Annotated in this window: 22 protein-coding genes and 1 other annotated feature; of the genes, 18 read left to right on the forward strand and 4 right to left on the reverse strand. The window is 24.2% G+C overall.

Annotated features, from left to right (window positions below):
* The first annotated feature begins 211 nt into the window (after positions 1-211).
* Positions 212-482 (forward strand) — a binding site (T-box leader).
* 109 nt (positions 483-591) lie between these two features.
* Both brnQ and BGI42_RS03505 read left to right on the forward strand, forming a co-directional pair.
* The gene (gene brnQ, locus BGI42_RS03500; RefSeq protein ID WP_069678989.1) at positions 592-1,932 is read left to right on the forward strand and encodes a branched-chain amino acid transport system II carrier protein; all 1,341 of its coding nucleotides are present in this window, start codon (positions 592-594) and stop codon (positions 1,930-1,932) included.
* A gap of 131 nt (positions 1,933-2,063) precedes the next feature.
* Complete coding sequence (locus tag BGI42_RS03505) at positions 2,064-2,744, forward strand: Crp/Fnr family transcriptional regulator (protein ID WP_069678990.1); 681 nt, start codon at positions 2,064-2,066, stop codon at positions 2,742-2,744.
* A 243-nt stretch (positions 2,745-2,987) separates the two neighbouring features.
* Here the strand turns inward: BGI42_RS03505 and BGI42_RS03510 are convergent, their stop codons facing one another.
* A complete protein-coding gene (locus tag BGI42_RS03510) occupies positions 2,988-3,767 on the reverse strand; it encodes a DeoR/GlpR family DNA-binding transcription regulator (RefSeq protein ID WP_069678991.1) in 780 nt (259 codons plus the stop codon).
* Between the two features lie 260 nt (positions 3,768-4,027).
* On the opposite strand from BGI42_RS03510, the gene deoC reads away from it, so the two are divergent.
* The 15 genes from deoC to clpB all read left to right on the forward strand — a co-directional run bounded on the left by deoC (position 4,028) and on the right by clpB (position 21,477).
* Complete coding sequence (gene deoC, locus BGI42_RS03515) at positions 4,028-4,693, forward strand: deoxyribose-phosphate aldolase (protein ID WP_069678992.1); 666 nt, start codon at positions 4,028-4,030, stop codon at positions 4,691-4,693.
* Positions 4,694-5,073: 380 nt separating this feature from the next.
* The gene (gene hcp / locus BGI42_RS03520; protein WP_069678993.1) at positions 5,074-6,717 is read left to right on the forward strand and encodes a hydroxylamine reductase; all 1,644 of its coding nucleotides are present in this window, start codon (positions 5,074-5,076) and stop codon (positions 6,715-6,717) included.
* Between the two features lie 140 nt (positions 6,718-6,857).
* A complete protein-coding gene (locus tag BGI42_RS03525) occupies positions 6,858-7,628 on the forward strand; it encodes a viral A-type inclusion protein (RefSeq protein ID WP_069678994.1) in 771 nt (256 codons plus the stop codon).
* 201 nt (positions 7,629-7,829) lie between these two features.
* Entirely contained in the window at positions 7,830-8,498 is a 669-nt protein-coding gene (locus BGI42_RS03530) for a YczE/YyaS/YitT family protein (RefSeq protein ID WP_069678995.1), read from the forward strand.
* 281 nt (positions 8,499-8,779) lie between these two features.
* Complete coding sequence (locus BGI42_RS03535) at positions 8,780-9,340, forward strand: accessory gene regulator ArgB-like protein (RefSeq protein WP_069678996.1); 561 nt, start codon at positions 8,780-8,782, stop codon at positions 9,338-9,340.
* Between the two features lie 40 nt (positions 9,341-9,380).
* Positions 9,381-9,503, forward strand: coding sequence for a hypothetical protein (locus BGI42_RS16510; RefSeq protein ID WP_275542703.1), 123 nt, complete (start codon positions 9,381-9,383; stop codon positions 9,501-9,503).
* A 27-nt stretch (positions 9,504-9,530) separates the two neighbouring features.
* Positions 9,531-10,793 carry a sensor histidine kinase gene (locus BGI42_RS03540; RefSeq protein WP_069678997.1) on the forward strand — a complete coding sequence of 421 codons (1,263 nt, stop codon included), beginning with the start codon at positions 9,531-9,533 and terminating at the stop codon, positions 10,791-10,793.
* Positions 10,794-10,874: 81 nt separating this feature from the next.
* Positions 10,875-12,104 carry a histidine kinase gene (locus BGI42_RS03545; RefSeq protein ID WP_069678998.1) on the forward strand — a complete coding sequence of 410 codons (1,230 nt, stop codon included), beginning with the start codon at positions 10,875-10,877 and terminating at the stop codon, positions 12,102-12,104.
* A gap of 451 nt (positions 12,105-12,555) precedes the next feature.
* Positions 12,556-13,518, forward strand: a complete 963-nt coding sequence (locus BGI42_RS03550; protein ID WP_069678999.1) for a YkvA family protein — start codon at positions 12,556-12,558, stop codon at positions 13,516-13,518.
* 196 nt (positions 13,519-13,714) lie between these two features.
* Positions 13,715-14,638: a ribonuclease H family protein gene (locus BGI42_RS03555; RefSeq protein WP_069679000.1), complete on the forward strand. Its 924-nt coding sequence runs from the start codon at positions 13,715-13,717 to the stop codon at positions 14,636-14,638.
* Between the two features lie 169 nt (positions 14,639-14,807).
* Positions 14,808-14,984, forward strand: coding sequence for a YtxH domain-containing protein (locus BGI42_RS15940; RefSeq protein WP_125461012.1), 177 nt, complete (start codon positions 14,808-14,810; stop codon positions 14,982-14,984).
* Between the two features lie 267 nt (positions 14,985-15,251).
* Positions 15,252-16,550: a helix-turn-helix domain-containing protein gene (locus BGI42_RS03560; protein WP_069679001.1), complete on the forward strand. Its 1,299-nt coding sequence runs from the start codon at positions 15,252-15,254 to the stop codon at positions 16,548-16,550.
* 48 nt (positions 16,551-16,598) lie between these two features.
* Positions 16,599-17,861 carry a helix-turn-helix transcriptional regulator gene (locus BGI42_RS03565; protein ID WP_069679002.1) on the forward strand — a complete coding sequence of 421 codons (1,263 nt, stop codon included), beginning with the start codon at positions 16,599-16,601 and terminating at the stop codon, positions 17,859-17,861.
* A gap of 322 nt (positions 17,862-18,183) precedes the next feature.
* Positions 18,184-18,714: a DNRLRE domain-containing protein gene (locus BGI42_RS03570; RefSeq protein ID WP_069679003.1), complete on the forward strand. Its 531-nt coding sequence runs from the start codon at positions 18,184-18,186 to the stop codon at positions 18,712-18,714.
* Positions 18,715-18,870: 156 nt separating this feature from the next.
* Positions 18,871-21,477, forward strand: coding sequence for an ATP-dependent chaperone ClpB (clpB, locus tag BGI42_RS03575; protein ID WP_069679004.1), 2,607 nt, complete (start codon positions 18,871-18,873; stop codon positions 21,475-21,477).
* Positions 21,478-21,825: 348 nt separating this feature from the next.
* Here clpB and BGI42_RS03580 read toward each other — a convergent pair whose 3' ends face one another.
* From BGI42_RS03580 to BGI42_RS03590, 3 genes are all read right to left on the reverse strand, one after another.
* The gene (locus BGI42_RS03580; RefSeq protein ID WP_012423416.1) at positions 21,826-22,008 is read right to left on the reverse strand and encodes an alpha/beta-type small acid-soluble spore protein; all 183 of its coding nucleotides are present in this window, start codon (positions 22,006-22,008) and stop codon (positions 21,826-21,828) included.
* Between the two features lie 177 nt (positions 22,009-22,185).
* Positions 22,186-23,154 carry a P1 family peptidase gene (locus BGI42_RS03585; protein WP_069679005.1) on the reverse strand — a complete coding sequence of 323 codons (969 nt, stop codon included), beginning with the start codon at positions 23,152-23,154 and terminating at the stop codon, positions 22,186-22,188.
* 117 nt (positions 23,155-23,271) lie between these two features.
* A complete protein-coding gene (locus tag BGI42_RS03590) occupies positions 23,272-23,865 on the reverse strand; it encodes an ECF transporter S component (protein WP_069679006.1) in 594 nt (197 codons plus the stop codon).
* 565 nt (positions 23,866-24,430) lie between these two features.
* Here BGI42_RS03590 and BGI42_RS03595 point away from each other — a divergent pair.
* Positions 24,431-25,297, forward strand: a complete 867-nt coding sequence (locus BGI42_RS03595; protein WP_069679007.1) for a tRNA 2-thiocytidine biosynthesis TtcA family protein — start codon at positions 24,431-24,433, stop codon at positions 25,295-25,297.
* Positions 25,298-25,510 lie beyond the last annotated feature (213 nt).

The following is a 25,510-nucleotide window of genomic DNA, read 5'->3' on the forward strand; positions in this document are numbered from 1 at the left end:
AATAATTGATGTTTAATAAGTATTTTAGTTGTATAAATTATGTAATGAGTAATAGTAATTTTAATATATTGGTAATTTAATATAAAATTTGCTAAAAATTATTATATAAATCTTTAAAATAAGAAATTAAAATTATTAAAATGACAAATAATAAACCTAAATATTGACAAAATATATAATGAGATGTAATCTAAATATAGATTTAATAAAATATAATTCTAAGAAGAGAAAGAGTAAGTAATATTTTTGTTCTACAGAAAGTTAGCGGGTGATGAAAGCTAATGTGCGATATATAACCGAAGATCATCTCAGAGAAGTGAAGCTGAAATTTTATGAAAATTGAGTAAGTTTCAACGGAGTTTCACCGTTAAAAGAAAAGCGTATTATTTAGTACGTATTAGAGTGCTATAAAATGATTTTAATATATTATCATATCATTTTATAGAATTAGGGTGGTATCGCGATTTAACCTCGTCCCTTTGTTAGGGACGGGGTATTTTTATATGTAAAAAGGGGGAATTTAAATGGACATTGAAGGTGACATTAAGCATTGAGTTGATATTTAGAATAGAAAATTAGGGGGACTTTAAAATGAAAAATTTATCAAAGAAAAATTTAATACTAGTGAGTTTTATGCTTTTTTCAATGTTTTTTGGAGCAGGAAATCTAATATTCCCGCCATTTTTAGGACAATCAGCAGGAAATCAAACGTGGATAGCATTATTAGGATTTTTTATAACAGCAGTAGGATTTCCTATTTTAGGAGTAATTGCAGTTGCTAAATGTGGAGGGCTTAAAAATTTAGCTAATAGAGTTAATCCAAGTTTTGCAATTATATTTACAATATTAATATATTTATCAATAGGTCCATGTCTTGGAATTCCTAGAGCAGGAAGTTTGCCTTTTGAAATGGTAGTAGCTCCATTTTTACCACAAGAATATTCAATTACATTATCAAGATTAATTTATACTTTTATATTCTTTTCAGTTGCTTATTGGATATGTCTATCACCAGGAAAATTAGTTGACCGTGTAGGTAAATTTTTGACACCAACATTACTATCATTAATTTCAATAGTATTTATAGGAAGTATATTTAAACCATTAGGTGGATATGGATTAGCAACTGGAGAATATTTATCATCACCTTTAGCAAAAGGATTTTTAGAAGGTTATATGACAATGGATACAATTGCTGCATTAAATTTTGGAATAGTAATAGCTTTTGCAATAAAATCTAAAGGAATTAATGAAGAAAAAGGTGTTATTTCAACATCAATAAAAGCAGGAATAATTGCAGGAACCATGTTAATAGCTATTTATTCTATGTTAGCGCATTTAGGAGCTACTTCAGGTAGTGTGTTTGGAACAACTGAAACAGGAGCAGAAACTCTTACTAATGTAATGACCTATTTATTTGGTAAACCAGGAGTTATATTATTAGCAGCAATTTTTACAGTAGCTTGTTTAACAACTTGTGTTGGTCTTATAACATCTTGTAGTGAATATTTTACAACATTAAATTCAAGAATAAATTATAAAACTTACGTTAGAATTTTAGCACTTTCAAGTATGATACTTGCTAATATGGGATTAAGTAAAATTCTTGCAATATCAGTACCAGTTTTAAATGCAATTTATCCAATAGCTATAATGCTTATATTATTAGGAATATTAAATAATACTTTTGGAGGAAGTCCTATAGTATATAAATTAACACTTTTATTTACAGGAATAGTAAGTATTGTTGATGCTATTAGTCAATCTGGAATAAAAGTAGATATTTTGGTAAATATATTCTCTAAATTACCTCTTTATTCTCAAGGTTTAGGATGGGTTTTACCAGCAGTGTGTGGAATGGCATTAGGATTAGTATTTAAATTAATAAAAAATAAATCTAGTAAAAATGATTTAGCAATACAAGATATTTAAATAATTATTATATGCTAAATATAAATAAAAATATTAATATATAAAGATACTATTAATGATATAATATAAGTTATTTAGAAAAACATACATTAAACAATGTGTGTTTTTCTTTTTAGAAAGGTGTAATTTATATGAAGGATTTAATAAATAAATTAACTAAGAATAATTTATTTAAAGGACTTAGTGAAAAAGAGATAGGCTCTGTAATATCTGATAAAAATTATTTTATTAAATTGTATAAAAAGGGAGAAATTATTGCTTCAGAAGATGATGAATGTAGTTCTTTAGGAATTATATTAGATGGAATGGTAGAGATACAGAAAATATATTTAAGTGGAAAATATATTGTTTTAAAAAGATTATCTAATAATCAGGTATTTGGAGAAGCTCTTATTTTTTCAAATAAAAATACTTATCCATCTACAATTGTTGCTTTTGAGGATTGTAGTGTTTTATACATGAAAAGAAAAACTATCATAAATTTATGTTTAGAAAATGAAAAATTATTAGAGAATTTTATGTCTATATTAAGTAATAAAGTTTTGATGCTTAATGCTAAAATAAAGAATATATCATTTAAGAGCATTAAGCATAAAGTTATAAATTTTATTCTTGAACTATCTAAAAAACAAAATAGTATGTATATAACTTTAAGAGAAAGTAAAAAAGAAATTGCTTCTAATCTTGGAATACCTAGACCATCATTTTCAAGAGAACTTATGAATTTAAGAGATGGTGGATATATTGAATTTGATAAAAATATAATTAAAATTTTAGATTTAGAAAAATTAGAAGAGGAACTATTTAATTAACTAAAAAGCGTGGGGTAGCCACTTTTGTTCATTGGTAGAAAATTATAAAGTTTTAAATGCATGGATAACTCCCTTAAACAAGTGAAACATATGGAAGTATTAAGTTGAGAATTGAAAGTTAAAAGTGGAGATTGAAGGATAAATATTCTCAGGAAAATCTTAAAAAATATAATTAAATAAAACCTTTGATTTTCAACAATAACTTTCAATTATCCACTTTTGTTATTAACAGAAATATTGACTTTAAGCAATAATAACTTTAATCCCCATATCTTTAAGAAGTATCTTCCAATTTTCAGGTATTCCTTGATCTGTAACGACAATGTTAAATTCCTGAAGATCTGAAAAATAAGAGGATTTAACAGAATCAAATTTATCTGAATCAACTAATAATATTTTTTCTACAGATGAATTTATTATAGTTCTTTTTGTTGCTACTTCATAATTATTAGAACATGTAACTCCTAAATCTTCATGAACTCCGGCAGCAGATACAAATACTTTAGTAGCTCTAATATTTTCAATAAGAGATATACCTTCAGGACTTTCAAACATTTGGGTATTTTCATGAAAATATCCACCAGAGAATATTAATTCAATATTTTTTTTATTTCTTAGAGCCATTAAAATATTAATACTATAAAATAATGCTGTTAATTCTACATCATCGCTAATATTTTTAGCTAATTTTTCTGTAGTTGTACCTGCATCTATGATTATAATATCATCATTTTTTATTAGCTTTGCAGCAGCTTTACCTATTTTTATTTTTTCATTTTCTCTTTTTACAATTTCATCTGTGAGATCATAATTAGCATTTAATTTATCAATATTATTTAAAGGATTATATATAGTTGCGCCATATACATTACTAACTATATTATTTGATTTTAAAATATTTAAATCTCTTCTAATAGTCATTTCAGAAACTCCTAATGTAGAAGCTAATTCTTTAACAGAGGCTCCATTTTTTTCTTTTAGAATTTCTATAATTTTATTAGCACGTTGTAGTTTTTTATTCATTATAAATCACCTTATTCTATTTTTTAGTGAACAATTTTATAAATTAGAACATATTGTTTATATTCTAACATCATTAAAAAAATAATACAAAGAAATAAGTATTTCTCAATAAAAAACCTATAATAATGATAGTGTTAGTTAATACAGGGTTAAAATGTTCTAACTTTAACATTTTGTGTTGACAATTTAACATTTGAAGAATAGAATAAAGTCATAGAATAAAAGCGTAAATACAAAATAAAGAAATGAGGATGTAACTTATGAATAATTCAGAAATATTAAAACATGTTGATCACACTTTATTAAAACCGGTTGCTACTTGGGATGATATAAAAAAGATATGTGATGAATCAATAGAATATAAGACAGCATCAATATGTATACCAGCTTGCTATATATCTCGTATCCATGAAACATATGGGGACAAGGTTAATATATGTACAGTAGTAGGTTTCCCTTTAGGATATTCATCAACAGAAGGTAAAATTGCTGAAACAAAGCAAGCGTTAGCTGATGGAGCAAATGAAATAGATATGGTAATTAATATTACAGATGTAAAAAACAAAGAATATGATAAAGTTACAAAAGAGATAAGAGCTCTAAAAGAAGTTATAGGAGATAAAATATTAAAAGTTATAATTGAAACTTGTTACTTAACAGAAGAAGAAAAAATAGCTATGTGCAAAGCAGTTACAGATGCAGAAGCTAATTATATAAAAACATCAACTGGATTTGGAACAGGTGGAGCAACAATAGAAGATGTGAAATTGTTTAAACAACACATTGGACCAAATATTAAAATTAAAGCAGCAGGTGGAGTAAGTACAATAGAAGATCTTAAAATGTTTATAAATGAAGGATGCGATAGAATTGGAACAAGCAGAGCTGTTGGTCTTTTAAAAGGTGAACAAACACAAGGATATTAATTGATAATAATTAATGAAGAAAATTATAATATATTAAAAAGCAACTATACCTTATATATAAATAGAAGTAAGAGATTTTAGTTTTAACAATTAAAATCTCTTATTTATTTTTATGAAGTAAAATTTATATAAATAAGAAATAAGTTAATGATAATCTTAATATTAAATTGTATAACTTTTATTTAAATAAAAACAAAATTGTAACAACTGTTACGGAATGTTTTTTTTATTCCATATAAAATTTAATCATACCAAATAAAAAATAACTCTATATTAAAACTTAAATATAGAAGTAAATAAAATAAATTTAATTTCTGCAATTAATTTTATTTAAGGATATATAATTTTAAAAATATAAAAAGATAAGGGAGAAATTTATTATGGAAAATAAAATGTTCTGTTTTCAATGTCAAGAAGCAGCAGGATGTACAGGCTGTACTATAAAAGGAGTGTGTGGAAAAACACCTGAACTTGCAAGACTTCAAGATTTATTAGTATATGTAACTAAAGGATTAGCAGAAGTGGCAACCAAAGCAAGAGAAGAAGGTATTAATATATCAAGTTCTATAAATCATATGGTAACAATGAACCTTTTCACTACAATAACAAATGCTAATTTTGATAATGAAATTTTTTATATAAGAATAAAGGAGACTATAAAATTAAAAAAAGATTTATTAGCTAAAATGAATGATAAATCTAATTTTAGTGAAGCAGCTCTATTTATATGCGAAACAAAAGAAGAAATGGAAGCTAAAGCACCTACTATAGGAGTATTATCTACTGAGGATGAAGATATAAGAAGTTTAAGAGAACTTATAATTTATGGATTAAAAGGATTATCAGCTTATATGAAACATGCTAATGCTTTAGGACATGATGATGAAAAAATAGCTGAGTTTATGCAAAGAGCACTAGCATCTACTAATAACAAAGATGTAACTTTAAATGAATACGTGGCATTAGCTTTAGAAACAGGTAAAGTAGGCGTTGATGGTATGGCTCTTTTAGATAAAGCTAATACAGAAAGTTATGGAAATCCTGAAATAACTAAAGTAAACATAGGTGTAGGAAAAAAACCAGGAATATTAGTATCAGGACATGATTTAAAAGATTTAGAACAAGTATTAATTCAAACTCAAGGAACAGGGGTAGATGTATATACTCATTCAGAAATGCTACCAGCTCATTATTATCCACATTTAAAGAAGTATTCTAATTTAATAGGTAATTATGGAAATGCTTGGTGGAAGCAAAGAGAAGAATTTACAAGTTTTAATGGTCCAATTCTTATGACTACTAACTGTATAGTTCCACCAACTGACAAAGATGAATATAAGAGCAGAATGTATACAACTGGAGCATCAGGTTTTGAAGGATGCGTTCATATTGAAGCTGATGAAAATGGAAAGAAGGATTTTTCAGTTATTATAGAACAAGCAAAACAATGTGAAGTACCAACTGAAATAGAAAATGGAGAAATAATTGGTGGATTTGCACACGCACAAGTCTTAGCATTAGCTGATAAAATTGTTGATGCAGTGAAAAGTGGTGCTATAAAGAAATTCTTTGTTATGGCAGGTTGTGATGGAAGACATAAATCAAGAGAATACTATACAGATTTTGCAAAGGCTCTTCCAAAAGATACTGTAATATTAACAGCAGGATGTGCAAAATATAAATATAATAAATTAGAATTAGGCGATATTGGAGGAATCCCAAGAGTATTAGATGCAGGGCAATGTAATGATTCATATTCACTAGCTGTAATTGCTTTAAAATTAAAAGAAGTGTTTGAATTAGAAGATATAAATGAATTACCTATAGCCTTTAATATAGCATGGTATGAACAAAAAGCAGTAATAGTACTTTTATCACTATTACATTTAGGAATTAAAAATATTCATTTAGGACCAACATTACCAGCATTCTTATCAAAAAATGTAACTAAGGTATTAGTAGACAACTTTGGAATTTGTGGAATAACTAATGTTGATGATGATTTAAAAATATTTTTAGACTAATATAAGTTATTAAGAGTAGTTATATAGATATATTTCTATAATAACTACTCTTTTTTATGTAACACTCTATTTTCATAAAAGGAAAAATATGGTAAAATAAATATAAATAAGAATTTAATTTGTATTTAAGGAGTGTAATTATGATAAGACCTAGTTTTAGTAGAAAAAATAGTGCAGAATTAGAGGCTAATAAAATGTTTGCTGAAGAAATTAAAAAAGAAAAGAATAATGAGAAGGAATTAAAAGAAATTAAAAATAGAAACAATGATTTATCAATACTAAATAAAGACACTGTAAAATATATAATTAAACAATTTCCAGAAATGTCTTTGAAAATAAAGGAAAGCTTATTAAATTTAGTAAATACTTTAGAAAATACAATAGATTATATAGAAGATGAGTCAAGTAAAATTATTAAAGAAAATAGAAATTTTTCTTTAAGTGAATCCCATAGAAAAATATCTGTGGAAGTATATGGTATGGTAAAAGATATAGATAATTATGCAAAATGGATATCAGAAGAAAATTTATCTAATAAAAATGAGTTGTGCAATAAAAAAATAATTGATAAAGAAGTAGCATGTAGTAAAGTTGATGATAAAAAAGATAATAAAATTAAAGAAAATATAGAAAATAAAGGAATAGAAATATTCAAAGATTTTTCTCTAAAGAATCCAAAAGCATTTAGATTAAATGATAATGTTGTTGAAGTAGAAAATTGGGATGACTTACTTGTAAAAACAGCAGAAATATTAAATAAAAAATATAAAGAAAATAAAAAATTAAAACCTATACAAAATGAAATAAAAATATTTAATAAAAAATCTAATGAGAATATGCTAAGAAATACTGTAATAGATATGTTAAACGAATACAGAATAAATTTAAAAGATTTTAAAATTATAGTTTAATAAAGTGATTTTTTAAAAAAAATATGGGATTCAGCTTGTGAATTAAAATGATTTTTTTTGAATGTTTTTGACAAAATTCATATGATAATGTAAAATAAAAATACTTTTTGTTTTTTAAAAAAAATTTTTATGGTATCGTATAGAGTGTGAGAATTATATGTAGCAATGAATGAGATAAAAATGAAGAAAAGGATGAAAACCATGAATCAAAAAAAATTATTTATAAGATTAATTCTGTTTTTTTTAGGAATGTCAATAATTCAGTTTGGAGTAGGATTATCAATAGTAACTAATATTGGATCGGATCCATTTACTGTATTTACTCAAGGATTATCAAATTTACTTAATATTACCCCAGGAATTGCAAATAGATGTATTTTATTTGTATTAACTATAGGAATTGTTTTAGTTGATAGAAAGAAAATAAATATTGGTACTTTTATATCTCTTATAGGAGTTGGATATGTTATAGATTTGGCTATTGATATATTTTCAAGATTTAACATACAAGATCATAACATGTTTGTAAAGGCTTTAATAGTAGTTTTAGTACAACTTATAATAGCAGTAGGGTTTTCAATTCTTTCTGCAAGTAACTTAGGAGTTGCTCCTAATGATATTGTTCCTTTTATTATAAAGGATAAGACTCAATTTCAATATAGATGGATTAGAATGAGTTTAGATGCAACTTATTTAATTGGAGGATATTTATTAGGTGGAATAGTGGGACTTGGTACTGTAATATCAATGTTGACATTAGGACCATTTATTCAAGTGTGTCTTCCGTATGGTGAAAAAATTGTTGGATTTTTACTTAGCGGTCAAAATGATATCGTTAAGAAAGAAAAAATGGAAGAAATAGAAGCTTAAAATTAGAATAAATAATGTGTTTTATAAAAAAAGATGAATTTATATTTTTAAATATAAATTCATCTTTTTTATGTTTATATCCAAATTTATGTTTATATCCAAATGATAAGATTTATTACATTTAAATGATAAATATTATATATTAGTACAATTATTTAGAATATTTACAAAAAACAATTTAGAAAAGCTACATAATCTTTAAAAATTACAATTTTTATTGTAAAAAATGTAAATTAATAGTATAATATAATAAAATATGAAATATAAGAGATGGAAATAATATGATTAGAGAGTTTATAAAAAAATTTGTGCAAGATATTTGTCAACATAACGGGTATACTGAAGAACAGTGTGAACAAATTCAATATACAACAACAGTATTCTTTTTTGAGTTAGTAAAATTAATATCAATAATAATATTATTTTCTTTATGTGGGTACTGGAAAGAAAGCATCATAATAATAGGTATAATGTGTGTAACCAAGCCTTTTATTGGAGGCTATCATGAGGATACCCAAATGAAATGTTTTATAGCAACAATGCTTATAACTACTGGTGTTATATTACTAAGTTTAAATTGTAAACTTAACTTTATAAGTAACATTATTTTAATATTGATTAGTTTATTTTCAATATATAACACAGCACCAGTGTTAAATGATAAAATGCCAATTACGCGCCTCGAACTTATAAAAAGAAATAGAGTTTTAGGAATTTCTATTTCATCAGTTTTAGGAATAAGCTCTATATTTTTATATAAGTATAGCAATTTATATGAACTTATAACATGGACAATTTTATTTCAGTCTATATTAATGTTTAATAAAAGAGAAAAGAAGTAAAGAATATTAAATTATCGTATATTTTAGGAGGATGATAATAATGAAAAGATTAATAGGAAAAATTTTAATGAAATTAACTGAAAAATTTATAATTGCTACACCAGCTTCTGCATATTCAGTTGGTATAGAAGATATGCCTGAATCAATGAAAAAAATGAGATAAAGGATATAAGAAGTAGGAGGGCGTAATTTGGTAATAAATTTAGTAGACACATTAAATTCTATTTTGCAATCTATTATTTTTGTATACGTAATAGACTATTGTATTGAAGATAAGTATAAAAAAAATAATATAGAAAAGATATGTTCAACTATAGTTGTATTTCTATCAATGTATATTTTAAATTATTTATTTGGAAACCTATCTATTTGTGTTTTTATTATACATGCTTTCGGTATAATTTTTATTAGTTGTATATTGTATAGGAAGAATATTTATAGTTCATTGATTTCGTATACACTAATTTATTTTTTTATAGCAATTAATGTGAATATATTTGGAAATTTATTTTTTGGATATTTAAAAAAATTAGAGGTATTTAAATATGAAGAAATTTTAATGGTTTGTGTAGTATATATTCCACATTTTATAATGGGAATTTTAATATTAAAATATATAGAAAAAATAAAGAGAATTCACAATCAAATTTTATCAATAAAACCATCTATTATAACTATAATTCTAGTAAATTTTTCTTTAGATTTTATAATAGGTTTTTATTTTATTTTTTATAAAAATGAATTTGAGGCATTAAAAATTTTATTAAATATAAATTTGATGTTGTTTTTGGCAATAATTATAATTTATTTTATTAAGATAGATGTTAAATGGCATAAAATACTTGACTTGAATAAAAGTTTATATGATAAAAATGTAGAACTTACAACAATTCAAGGTGGTTATGCAAAAGAAATTGAATATATGTATGACCTTTATTGTATGAAAAGAATTGATAAAATTGGAGAAAAACTAAAAAATATAATTAATCAAAATAATGTAGAGGCTGATATTAAGATAAACGAAGATAATAGTTTAATCAACAATATAGTAAGAAAAATAAATAATAAAGACATTAATTTAATAATAGAAGATGAAGGTAGCGTTAATAATGTAAAAATAACAGAAATAGAGCTTTATAGGATAATATCTAATATAGTAAATAATGCTGTTAAGGCTATGAAGGGATCAGGAATTTTAATTATAAAAACCTATGATGTAGAAAATTTTGTAGTTATTATTATAGAAAATAATGGACCTAAAATTAAAGAAGAAAATATTTCTAGAATATTTGAACCAGGTTTTACTACAAAAAATAATGCTGAAGAAAATCATGGATATGGTTTAAGTATTGTAAAAGAATTAATAGAAAAAAATGGTGGGAATATAAAATTATCAAGTAATGATATTTCTACAAAATTTGAAATAACTTTGCCTATAAATCATACATATTAATAATAAAGTGTTGATATTATATCAACACTTTATTGTTAAGTTTAATATTTTTATTAATTATTACATATAGAGGGGAAAACAATGATTATAATGTTAGGAAGTATAATAGAACTTTTTTTAGAAGCATTAGTTATATTAAATATTGTGAATTCTTGTGTTAAAAAAGATAGTAAAAAAGAAAAAAAACAATTAAGTATAATAGTATTTTTCATATCAATTGTATCTATAATAATTAAAAGCTTAAATATTAATTATAATTATAATATTATTTATAATAGTATGTTATATATTGTTACAGTAGGAATTTTGTATAAAAATGATTTTAAGACAGCCCAAATTATATGTAACAGCATTTATGCATTAATAGTAATATTATCAGTAATAATTATTGGAATATTTTATCCATACATAGACTTATTAAATTTAGAAAAAATATATTTGCTTAATACAATGTATATAATAGTTTTCATGTTAAATTATATTTGTTTATATACATTATTTAAATATAAAAAATATATAGTTAGATTTTATAGATTTATGGTTAAAGATAAAATATTTATATCTCTAACTTTAGCCATAAATATATTTGTTTATTATAATATAATTTTTAAAAAAAGACTTGTAGATTTTGATAATCCATTATTAAAAAATATAATAATTATAAATTTATTTATATTTTTTATTATAAGTGCAATATATTTTAGTAGTATAAAAAAAGAAAGTGAACAAATAAATAGATTAAATTGTGAATTAGAAAAGAAAAATAATGACTTGAGAAAAATAAAACATGATTATGGAGCAGAAATTTCATATTTATATGGTTTATATCTTATGAATAAAGAAAAAAAATTAGGTGAAGCATTAGAAAATATTATAGAAAATAATAATAAAGTGAAATTATCAATAAAAATAAATGAAAATAAGAATGGATTTATTTCAGAAATATTAAAACCAATTATAGAGTTAGATACATGTATTATTATAGATGACAATGTAGATGTGAATTTATTAAAAATTTCAGATGAGGATTTATATATTGTTATAAGTAATATAATATCTTGCATAGATGGAAAAAAAGGTTTTATAAGAATACAAACTTATAATATTTTAGATAAATTAATAATCAACATAGAATGTAATATGAAGAACTTATATAAGAAAAGAAAAATTAGATTTTTTAATAGTAATATTAAGATAGATAGTAAAAAAATAAAGTTAGTTGAAGGACTATTGGAGAAATATGGTGGCACACTTTATGTAAGCAGTATGTTTTATTCAAGTGAATTTGAAATAACATTACCATTATCTTAGAGTAATATAAGAAATATTAATATAGAAAAGCAACTGGTTTAACAGAATTAGTTGCTTTTTTATTCTTTAGGAATTTATATATTTTAAAATCTGTGGATAATTTTTAGAATATCTTGTTTTATAGGTATTATAAGTACCACCTAAAGAATAAAAAATAATATGTGGTACTATTATTTTGGGAAAGGGTACATGGATAAAAAAATTGACAATCAATAGTCGAGTAGATATTTTTTTATATATTTATAAACTTTAATACAGATATATATAGGAAAATAATCTATCATTTAATTTATTATTTAATTATAGTATAATTTTAATAATAAATTAAAGAATTTATAAGTTTTCTTATAGAAAAATCATAGAATGCACAGACTATATGTAGTTTACATATAAATCAGTGAAATACAATATTTTGTTAGTCATTATAAGAGATACTAAAGGAGAATATATTATGAAAATATCCAATGTTAAAGTTAAATTACTAGGTAAAGATTTACTGAGTATTATTAATGAATTTGTTAAGGTTGATGGACTATTTTTAAATAAAATAGATATATTTAATGGAATTATAATTGAAGGAAGTTTTAAAAAAGGAATTAATATAGAATTTTCTTTAAAAGTTGAAATAATTCAGGTAAGTAATGGGAAAGTAATATGTAAATTATCCAATTTAAAAGTAATGAATTTAGGTTTCTTTAGGATTTTTAGAAGTTTTATTTTAAAAAAATTAGTTAAAGATTTTAAAGATAAAGGTATAAGTGCTGAAAAAGATAAAATATCAATAGATATTCCTAAAATATTATATGATATTCCATTTGTAGATTTTACATTAAAAGAAATATACATAAAAGATAATGAACTTTGGACTAGTTTAGAAGAAATTAATATTTCACTAAAAGGAGATTTAATTAAAGAGAACCTTGTAGAAGAAGCTCAGGATAATATTAAAGAAAACTCTAATGAATTAATTGTTATAAATAAAGTTAATGATAAGTATTCATCAGGAAGAAATATATTAGTTAATCGATTACCCCAAAAAGCTAAAAAGTTTAAAGAATATATATTTCTTTTACCAGATATTATATCTTTAATATATAGATTATTAAAAGATAATAGAGTACCTCTAAAAACTAAATTAATATTATCATCAGCTATTGCATATATAACGTTACCTACAGATATAATACCAAATAAGATACCATTTATAGGAGCAATAGATGATATTGGAGTAGCATTTTTTGCATTAAACAACGTTGTAAATGACGTTCCTATGAATGTAATCATTGAAAATTGGCAAGGAAAAAATGAGATAATTACAGTTTTAAAAAGTGGATTGGAATATTTGATAAATTTTACAGCTGCTAAAAATGTTGAGAAATTATGTTCATTAGTAACAGAATTGACAACATTATAATATGAAAATAAATAATAAGTTAAATATGCGACGGATATTTTGTGAAATACAATGGATTTGAGTTCTGCTAACAGTTGTACTATTAGTAGGTTCCAATGGAGAAATAGTTCATAAAATAAAATAGCATGCTGTCTAGTTATTTATTTTAATGTACATTATAATATAAAAAAAGTTTATTAATGGAAGGAATAGAATATTGGGAAAAAAAGTTTATGCTATAAAAGAAGGTTTTGATTTTAAAAATAATTGTAAGATACAAGATAAAATAGTTTATAGTTGGTCAGAATGTTTGACATATGTTAAAGGTGTTAAGAATGCTAAATATAAGAGTTTTACTGACTTAACTGAAGCTAAAGAATTTTTAAGTAGTAGTAGTGTGTTATTAAGTAAATTAGAAGGAAATTATCCAAAAGATTGCTTACACATATATGTAGATGGTAGCTATAATATTTCAACTAAGAAATATTCTTATGGAGTTGTTGCAGTAAAAAATGATGTTGTGGAATACATAGATAGTGGTATTGGAGAAAATGATCCAAATAATAATATAAGGCAAATAGCAGGAGAATTACAAGGAGCAGTAAAAGGGGTTGAATATGCTTTAAACTGTGGACAAAAAAAAGTCGTTATTTTCCATGATTATGCTGGAATATGTTATCATGCAACTGGTGCATGGGAAAGAAAAGAGAACTCATCTAAAGAGTATTATGAAAAAATGCAATCTCTAATGAATAAAGGTATAGAAGTTATATTTGTAAAGGTAGATAGTCATACAGGAGATTTTTTTAATGAACTTGTTGATGAAAAATGTAAAGAAGTATTAAATATAGAATCTGATAAAGTTGTTGCAAAATGGCTTAAAAATAATATATTAAAGGTTTTAAACGAAGAAATAAAATTAAAAATACAATCATTAGTATTTGATAACTATGAAAATATAGTAGTTGTTGATAAAGATATTAAAGTAAGTAATACTAATGTTTTAGGGAATAAATATGAGGATATATTTAACAAATATAGGGAGGATTCCAATAAAGGAAAAAAATTAATATCTAAGTTGTTAAGTAAGCAAAAAGAGGAAATGATTTTATATTTGTTAGAAAATAAGTGTAATATGTAAATAAACCAAAAATTTCTTAGAGTAAATTTTAAAAAAATACAGAAATTATATATATAGAAATTAATCTAAAAAATAGTATTATTTAAATATTTTATAGATATGTTTCTGTTTTAAACAAAGATATTTAAAGATATTTAAAAAACAAAAAAATATATAAGAGGTGTTTTATATGAGAAATTTTACAAAAGGAATTGTTGCAGGAGCATTAGTTAGTACAGCTGTAGGAATTATGGTTATGCCTAATTTAGACAGAAGGACTCAAAGAAGAATGAGAAGAGCAGGATCGAGAATAAAAAATATGGCAGAAGATACATATGAAAATATGATGAACTGCTGTAACAAATAAGAAAATATATATTAAAAAAGACAAGAAAAAATAAATATTTTTTCTTGTCTTTTTATATTTTTATAATTAAATTTTAAAACATATATTTATATTACTAAAATTTATATAAAAAATATATTAAATATAATGCAATTGAAGCGATATTGTATAAACATGTAAAATATATATAAATAATAGAAGAAGAATAATAATTTGGTGTAGTTTATTGTGATTTTATGGTATAATTATTAATATAATAATTCTTAGTATAGAAAAGAGTTGAAAAATGTGGAAATCATGTCATTAGGTGAGAAGATAAAGACAAGAAGAAAAGAATTAAATATGACATTAAAAGATTTAGCTAAGAATAGGATAACTCCTGGTCAAATAAGCCTAATTGAATCAGGACGATCAAATCCATCAATGGATTTACTTGAATATTTAGCTACTACATTAAATATAAGCATAGAACATCTTATGGAGTCGGAGGAAAGTCAAGCTGAAAAAATAAGTATATATTATGAACAAGTTGCAGAATCAAACATATTATTAAAAAATTATGACATTGCACAAAAATACATAGAAAATGCTTTATATTATTCAGAAAAATATAATTTAGAGTATAGAAAGGCACGTTTATTATTTATAAATGCTCAAATATATGCTTATAAAGAAGATTTTCAAATGGCACAAAAGTTTTTCTTATCTTCAAATGTTATATTTATTAAAAACAATAATTATGAAGAAATAATAAAAACGTTTTTAAATTTAGCTAAAATAACAATAAATTTAAAAGCGTATCTTTCTGCCAGCAGTTATTTAAGACAAGCAGAGAAAGTATATTTAGACAACAATATAGAAGATGATTTTGTATTAGGAGAAATATATTATAATATGGCAAGAACCTGTTTTAATATAGAAAACTTAGACAAGGCATTAGAATATTCTAATTTAGCTAAGAAAAAATTAGAAAGAACTTACAGTGATAAAAATTATGCAAAAACATTACTTTCCTTAGCAGAAGAATTCAACGAACAAGGGAATTTATTAAAAGCAACTAAGTATTCTAAAAAGGCCTTGGAAGTTTATAGAAAAATAGAACATAATAAAAATGTTGTAGAAATAGAACATAATCTAGGAAAGTTATTTTATGAATTAGATAATTTAGAGGAATCGTTTAAACATTATGAAATATCTAAAAAGATGATTAAACAAAATGAATTTGAAAATGAAGTTGATATTTTAATGGATATATGTAAATCACATATAAAACTTAAGAATATAGAAGAGTGTAAAAAAATAGTTTGTCAAATAGAAGGTCTTATAGATAAAAATGATTTTAATAGATTAATAGAATGTAGATTAATACAATGCATAATATTTAACATATCAGAAGAATATGAAGAAGCCGAAAGAATGGTTATAGAAGCATATGATAAAGCAAAAGAGAGTGGAGATCTATTAAAATCAGGAGAAATAGCTATGAAAATAGGTAAACATTTTATGGATAAAAAAGATAAAGATAAAGCAAGTAAATATTTGGATGAAGGAATTAAATTTTTTGAAAAGTTAGGTTTAATAAAATAGAATTATTTAAATATTACATGAACGAATAAATATAAATGGGTGATGTAAGTGGAAATATTATCTACAGGAGAAAAAATAAAAAGAGCTAGGATTTTTAAAGGTATAACCTTAAAAGACTTGTGCGGAAACAAAATTTCAATTTCTAAAATGAGTTGTATAGAAAATGGAAAAGTTAAAGCCGATAAAGAATTATTAGAGTATATATCAGATAAGATAGGAATTGATTTAAATTATTTAATAGAAGATGTTTATGATCAAATATTAAATAATCTAGAATTAATAAAAACAACAACATATTCTGACACTGAAATTGAAAATAGACTAAAATATAATTTAGAATATTCTTTAAAACATGAATATAATGATTTAGCTTTTGAATTAATACATATATTATTTACTTATTATGTTGAAAAAGGCAAGGTTGAAAATATTCAATTAATAGTTTCTCAATATTATGATTTATATCAAAAAAATAATAATGTGGCAAATACATTAGTATATTTTAAAGATATGGCTAGATATTTATATGAAAATAAGGAGTATTTAGAGGCAATAGCTTATTATAATAAGTTAAGAGAATTTTTAAATCAAGAAAATAAAGAAATAAATAGAGAAGAATACTGTTTGATTTTATATAATGAGGCTATATGCTATCAAAAGTTAGACAAGTATGAAGAAGCATATGAGCTCTTATCAAGAGTAATTAATGAAATTGACAAATTAAATGATACTAATAAAGGAAAGACATATCATGCATATGCAACCTTATGTATTAAGTTAAAGAAAGATTATGCAGAAGATTTTAAACTTAAAGCATTTAAATATCAAAAACATAATTTAATAAACTTAGCCTTATCTAGAGGTGATTATGGTAAATATTATTTTCAAGTAAATAATAGGGAAAAAGCCATAGAAGAGATAGAAGAGGGAATAAAAATATTTCCACAACATAATAAAGAAAAATATGTTGAATTTTTAAATTCTTGTACCAAAATTTTAGTAAAAAATTCTGAATTTGAAATTGCTTCAAAAATCGCTGACGAATCTTTAAATATTGCAATTTCTACTGATAATATTTCATTATTAAAGAAATCATATTATTTAAAAGGAACAATTCTTCAAAAATTAGGAGATTATGTACAAGCTGAAAAATACATGAATATAGCATTAGATGCTGTATTTAAATCAGGAACTAAAGAAGAGCGTAAAGAAAGATATATTGATATGGGAAATATGTATTATAAATTAGGTTCTGTATCAGATTCATTAAAATATTTCAATTTGGCTTTTTTTGTTGATAAAAAAATATAGAATTTTAATAACTATAAGTTTATATTAAAAATAATATAAATTGTAGTCTTAAAATATATTGTAATAAGCTTATATTGACTTAAATAAGTGCGTTACAATATATTTTTTTATATTTTACTAAATTATAATGAAGCAAAGTATAAAGATAACTTATAAATAAATTATATATAACTTAGAGAATCAAAAAATACCTACATATCTTTTGATTTTTAATATTAATGCAGTATTTACTTTTAGTATATATTAATTTCAATAATGTGAATTAAATTTTAAATTTTCTCATAGATATAGATTAAGAGAGATAATTTAAAGGAGCGGTTGTATGAAATTAATTTCTGTGTACCCTTCATCTATATCAGTTATTAGTAGAAGATTTAATGAAGAAAATTTTTATGAAAATAAGTATTTACCAGTAGGAAATGTAACTGGAAATGATAGTAATGTTTTTAGAACATTAATGATGTTTGACATAAAGGACAAAGTATTGGGTACCTATAATATAAAATCTGCATCATTAAATTTTTGTGTAGAAAAAAATATATATAATTCAAAGAAAATTAGTGGTAATAAGATTTTTTTAAATGAAAATAAAAAAGAATATAATCCCTTATCTGTAAATTGGAATAATGCCCCTAATTTCGAATACACAGGAAAATTTCTTATAATTGAAAGCAATAAAGATCAGGAGTTTGTAAGTGTAGACGTTTTCGATATTGTGAAGAAATGGATTGATTATTATGAAAATAATTATGGATTAACATTAACGGGTATAGAAGATATAGAAAATTGCATAAGTATATTTTCTTATTCTAGAAATAGAAATAAGCCATATTTATCATTGGAAGTTGAGTGATAAAATACAATGTAATTTTAAAAGAAGACTTATTAAATTTTAATTTAATGAGACTTCTTTTATTTTAAAATAAACTTTGACTTTCCTTGACCTTTGTATTATTATATATTTAAAGAAGAAAATATATAGTGAAAATAAGTATGGGAGGTAATAGGAATGAATGTAGAAAAAATGACATTAAGAGTACAACAAGCTTTAAATGATGCTAATGTTATTGCAGTTAAATATAATCATCAACAAATAGATGTAATTCATGTTTTTTCTGCTTTAGTTAATCAAGATGATGGATTAGTACCTAATATTTTTACTAAAATGGGAATTCAAGTGAAATCTTTAAAAGATAATTTAGATAGAATAATGGATTCAATGCCTAAAGTTTTAGGTGAAGGAGCATCAAGTGCAGGAGTATATATCACAAGAAAAGTAGATGAGGTCTTAATAAAAGCTGAAGAAATATCTAAAAAATTTGAAGATTCATATATAAGTGTTGAACACTTAATGTTAGCTATAATGGATATTGATAAAAATGGTGAGGTTGCTAAATTATTAGATAAATATAATATTAGTAAAGATAAGTTCTTGAAAGTTTTATCAGAAGTTAGAGGTAGCCAAAGAGTAGATACTCAAGATCCAGAAGGAACTTATGATGCGTTAGCAAAGTATGGAACTAATTTAGTAGAGTTAGCTAAAAAACACAAATTAGATCCTGTTATTGGAAGAGATGAAGAAATAAGAAGAACTATAAGAATACTTTCAAGAAGAACTAAAAATAATCCAGTTCTTATAGGTGAACCAGGTGTTGGTAAAACTGCTATAGTTGAAGGGTTAGCAGAAAGAATAGTTAGAGGGGATGTACCAGAAGGATTAAAAGAGAAAATTATATTTTCTTTAGATATGGGTTCATTAATAGCTGGTGCAAAGTATAGAGGCGAATTTGAAGAGAGGTTAAAAGCCGTTCTTAAAGAAGTTCAAAATAGTGAAGGTAGAATAATATTATTTATAGATGAAATTCATACTATTGTTGGTGCTGGTAAAACTGATGGTGCTATGGATGCTGGAAATTTAATTAAGCCATTACTTGCAAGAGGAGAGCTTCATTGTATAGGAGCAACAACATTTGATGAATATAGGCAATATATAGAAAAAGATAAGGCTTTGGAAAGAAGATTCCAACCTGTAATAGTAGGAGAACCCACTGTTGAAGACACAATTTCTATATTAAGAGGATTAAAAGAGAGATTTGAGATTCATCATGGTATAAGAATACATGATTCTGCCATAATATCAGCAGCAAAATTATCAGATAGATATATTCAAGATAGATATTTGCCGGATAAAGCTATAGATTTAATTGATGAAGCAGGTGCAATGATAAGATCTGAAATTGATTCTCTGCCAACAGAACTTGATGTTATAAGAAGAAAGATATTTAAACTTGAAATTGAAAGAGAAGCATTATCAAAAGAAAATGATGAAGGTTCTAAAAAGAGATTAGTTGATTTAGAAAAAGAATTAGCTGGGCTGAAAGAAAAAAATGATGAAATGACAGCTAAATATGAAAAAGAAAAATCACATATAGTTGTTTTAAAGAATATTAAAGAAGAATTAGATGAAGCTAGAGGAGAGTTAGAAGCTGCTCAAAGAAATTATGATTATAATATGGTAGCTGAAATTCAATATAGTAAAATTCCAGCATTAGAAGAAAAACTTAAAGAAGTGGAATCCGAAGTTAAAGAAAATTATGAAGGAGCTCTTTTAAAGGAAGAAGTAACTGAAGAAGAAGTATCACAAATTTTATCTAAATGGACTGGAATCCCTGTAAGTAATATTCTTGAAGGCGAAAGAGATAAACTTTTAAGATTAGAAGATGAAATGAGAAAGAGAGTAATAGGTCAAGATGAAGCAATTGAGTCTGTAACTAATGCTATTCTGAGAGCTAGAGCAGGTCTCAAAGATGTTAATAGACCAATAGGTTCATTTATTTTTTTAGGACCAACAGGTGTTGGTAAAACAGAACTTGCTAAAACTTTAGCTAGAAATTTATTTGATTCTGAGGAAAACATTATTCGTATTGATATGTCAGAATATATGGAGAAACATTCAGTTTCAAGATTAGTTGGAGCTCCTCCAGGATATGTAGGATATGATGAAGGAGGTCAATTAACAGAAGCTGTTAGAAGGAATCCATACAGTGTAATACTTTTTGATGAAATAGAAAAAGCTCATGATGATGTATTTAATATTTTTCTTCAAATTTTAGATGATGGTAGATTAACTGATAATAAGGGAAAAACTGTGGATTTTAAAAATACAATAATTATAATGACATCAAATATTGGAAGTAACTATTTATTAGAAAATAAGAGTGAGGATCATGTTGACCAAAGTATAAAAGAAGATGTGATGAATCAATTGAAATTAAGGTTTAAACCTGAGTTTTTAAATAGAGTTGATGATATTATAATGTTTAAACCATTATCAGAAAAAGGAATAAAGCAAATAATTAATATATTCTTAAAAGAAGTAAATACTAGATTAAAAGAAAAGAATATAGTATTAGAAGTAACAGATGCAGCAAAATTAATTATGGCTAGAGAAGGATATGATCCAATATATGGAGCGAGACCACTTAAGAGATATATTCAAAATACCTTAGAGAATAATCTTGCAAGAATGATAATTAAAGGTGATTTAATTTATGGATCTAAGGTAATTGTTGATGGTGAAAATGAAGAAATAATATTAAAACCAATAAATGATTAATGTTATTAAGTGAACTATTTTTATAATAGTTCACTTAAATTTTTTAGTATACACGAAGTTATAGAATTCTAAAATATATATTTTTACAAAGTCACTTAACAATTTTTTTATTATGGTATATTTCTAATGTTAGAAATAAGTTTTATATATAGGCTTTAAAAATAAGAAAAGGAGATAGAATACTTTTATATCTCCTAAATTATTTTTATGTATCTTACTTTAAAAAGAATTTGGTTTGACCTGAAAAATTTCAGTTTTCCATAATCCTATATTTAAAGTAAGAAAACATAAATTAATTTATTAATACTAAAGTATATCTATCTCCTCTTTTGGTACATAGTCAGAATACTATTTTATGCCAGATTCGTATTGTTGTACCATTCTTTTTACCATTTCTCCGCCAACACTTCCGCATTGTTTAGAAGAAAGGTTACCATTGTAATCAGTAAATGGAACACCCATTTCGTTTGCTACTTCATTTTTGAATTTTGCTAACCCGTTTTTTGCTTCTGGTACTAATGAATTTGCCATAATATATTCCTCCTTAGATCTATATAATTAATATAGATATTTTTATTTGCTAAGCATTTCTGCTTTGCAGTATTATTTTGTGCTATATTATGAAATATACTCTATGTAATGAAAGGAATATAAGTTAAAATTAAATATAAAATACAAAAAAGTACAAACAATAAAAAAGAAGTAAATTTATCTAATTATATTTTTAAAGCTAGGAACTCCAAACATAGATTCAGCAGATTTAACACCTCTTAAAATAGCTTTTTCCATTACTTTTGCAGCAATCATACCTACTGTAGTTACATCAGCACTTATTTTATTTGTTGCCATTGTAAATATAGTATCACCATCAAACATAGTATGAGAAGGATATATAGTTCTAGCATAGCCATTATGAGCCATAGAAGCTACTTTATTTGCTTCTGCTTTTGTAAAATTTGCATTGGTAACAATTAGTCCAATAGTAGTATTTCCTTTAAATGGATTAATAGGCTTTTCTAGTGTGGATAATAATAGATTTTCAGTATTTAAAAATTTATTTTTATTTCTATCATAAGCTCCAGAAATGATATTTAAATTTTTAGGATTTATTACGTCGCCTAAACAATTTACCGCAACTATTGCACCTACTTCTAAATCACCAACCTTAATAGCATATGTACCTAATCCACCTTTCATAGCATAATCTGGACCTAAAAATTTGCCTACAGTTGCGCCAAATCCAGCACCTATATTACCATTTATATCATAAGAATATTCTTCAGCATTTAAACATGCACGAATTCCCATACTCTTGTCAGGTCTAACGTTAGGGTTACCAAATGATAAATCAAATAAAACGGCTTGACATACTATGGGAACTTTAGCAACTGTTACATCAAAACCAATATTTTTATTTTCTAAGTATTCCATTACACCACTAGAAGCATCTAAACCAAAAGCACTTCCACCAGATAAAACAACAGCATGAATTTTATCTACCATTTCCATGGGGTTTAATAAATCTGTTTCTCTTGTTCCTGGTGCTCCACCACGTACATCAACACCACCAGTTGCTCCATTTTCACAAATTACAACAGAACACCCAGTTCCACCTTGTTTATCTTGTGCATGACCTAATTTTATACCATTTATATTACAAAATTTAATTTCTTTCATAAAAAATATACCTCCTGTAGGTTGTAAAATCTTTAAATAATTTTTACAATAAATAAAAAAGACAATGATGGTAAAGATATACTATTCTACAACATTGTCTTTTATTTTATATTAAATTTAATTTCTATTTATTTTTAAAATTGTCATGATTACTGGAACTGAAATTAAAGCACTTACAATAGCTTCTATTGAACCATTTAAAGTAACAACACTACCAATTCCTATAGTTGCAGCTTGTCTACTAATACCTAATGTATGGGCATATCTTTCTAAATAAATGATATAAGTTAATCCCATTACACCAATAGTATTTGTTAGTGTTCCAAGTACAGCAGCAATTCCTATACTAATACTTTTATTTTTAAGTTTACTTTTTAAAAATGCATAAACATAATATGATACTACACCAATTAAAACTCTAGGTAATATTGCAATTATAGGATTCCAAAATATAAATGATGTTGGCATTGGAGCAGTAAATGCTTGATACATTGAAAATAATCCAAATACTCCACCGACTAAAGCACCAACTATAGGACCTTCGATAATTGCACCTATAATAACAGGTATATGCATTATAGTAGCTTTAACAGGTGGTATTGGTATGAATCCTAGACCTGTTAATCCTAAAAAAATAGAAACAGCAGATAACATACCTACCATAGCCATCTTTCTAGTTGAAAATTTTGTTTTTACATTAATTCTTTCCATGAAATGCCTCCGTTCTTATTCCCATCTTAATATAAGGATATAATTCAGAAAAATTTGATTAATATTTTTTCTGTTCAGTTTCTTTTTTATAGAATACCGACAATGTAATTTTATCATGTTTTTAAGAATATTCAATAAAAAATTGTTAAAAATTTATCTAAGTTTAAACTTTTACATAAATTTTTAATATGAATTATGAAAATAAATATTAAAAATACCATATTTTTATGATTATAATGCTAAAATATTATAATTATAGAAAAATATATAGTTATTTTTATTATTATTGGAATAATTTATTATGTTAAAAATTTATTAAGTATAGTTAGATAAAGATAAGAGAGTTTAGACATATGAAAATAAATAATAAGTTAAAGATGTAACAGATATTTTGTGAAATACAATGACTTGGATTTTGTTATTAGTAGGTTCCAAGAAAGAATTAGTTTACAAAATAAATTAGCATACTGACTAGTTATTTATTTCAATGTATCTTATAGAAAGAATTATTTTTAAAATTATATAAATGATGTTATAATTACTATGAAAAAATGAGGTGTATATTATGAATAGTATAGCAGGTAAAGGTTGTCCGACTATTATACCGGATGAGGAAAAAAAGCCATTAAAAGATATTGAAAGAAGTATAGTAAAAAAATATAGAAAACATATTTGGTCAAAATTTGTTAAGGCAGTTAAGAATTACGAACTTATTCAAGAAGGAGATAAAGTAGCTGTTGCTATATCAGGTGGAAAAGATAGTCTTCTTATGGCTAAATTATTTCAAGAACTTCAAAAACATGGTCAAATAAAATTTGAATTAGAGTTTATAGCCATGGATCCAGGATATCATCCACATATTAAACAGTTATTAATAGAAAATTGTGAACATTTAAATATTCCAATTACTATATATGAATCAGGAATTTTTGATGTAGTTGATAAAATGGCAAAAGATTATCCTTGTTATTTATGTGCAAGAATGAGAAGAGGATCTCTTTATAATAAAGCACAAGATCTTGGATGTAATAAGTTAGCTTTAGGTCATCACTATAATGATGTGATAGAAACTACATTATTGAATATATTATACGCAGGTAATTTTAAAACAATGTTACCTAAACTTAAATCAGCAAATTTTGAAAATTTAGAATTAATAAGACCTATGTACTATATTGAAGAAGATTACATAAAGAGATTTATAAAAAATGCTGGAATAGCTCCTTTAAATTGTGCATGCATGGTAGCAGCTAAAAAAACAGGAAATAAGCGATATGAAATAAAAGATTTAATTGCTCAGTTAAAGCAGAATTTTGATGGTGTAGATAAATCTATATTTAAATCTGCTGAAAATGTTAGTATGGATTCAATCTTAGGATGGCAAAAAGGAAATAAGAAATTTTCATTTTTAGATGTATATGATGAAGAGTAGATAAAGGTTGTCTTAAATGTGACAACCTTTTTTTATGTGTAGATCAGTTATACAAAAAATAAAAAATTTCTTAGATTAATTTTTAAATTTGAAAGACTGATAAAAGCTAGGTTTAATAAAATATTAGTTCATTTATACACTTTCAATTAAAATGTGTGATGTAGCGACTTTGTTGTTATAAAAATACAAATTTTAATTGAAAGTATAGATATA

This window comes from Clostridium taeniosporum (assembly GCF_001735765.2).
Lineage (GTDB): Bacteria > Bacillota > Clostridia > Clostridiales > Clostridiaceae > Clostridium > Clostridium taeniosporum.